The sequence below is a fragment of the Methylobacterium sp. CCH7-A2 genome (assembly GCF_001557075.1).
Classification (GTDB): Bacteria; Pseudomonadota; Alphaproteobacteria; order Rhizobiales; family Beijerinckiaceae; genus Allobosea; species Allobosea massiliensis.
On the sequence record NZ_LSKN01000129.1, the window covers coordinates 1 to 238 of the forward strand.

At 65.5% G+C, this 238-nt stretch carries 1 protein-coding gene; it reads right to left on the reverse strand.

The features are described from left to right. On the reverse strand, positions 1 to 238 hold a 238-nt coding region (locus tag AX750_RS11270), incomplete at both ends, for an SDR family NAD(P)-dependent oxidoreductase (protein ID WP_156462444.1).

Genomic DNA, 238 nt, shown 5'->3' on the forward strand with positions numbered 1-238 from the left:
AGCCCGGCGATGCCGTGCTTGGCGGCGACATAGGCCGATTTGAACGGCGAGGCGATGAGCGCATGGGCGGAGGCCGTGTTGATGATGCGGCCGAAGCGACGCGCTTTCATGCCGGGCAGGGCGGCCCGGATGGCGTGGAAGGCGGCGGAGAGGTTGATCGCCAGGATCGCGTCCCATTTTTCAACCGGGAATTCCTCGACCGGCGCGACGAACTGGATGCCGGCATTGTTGACGAGGA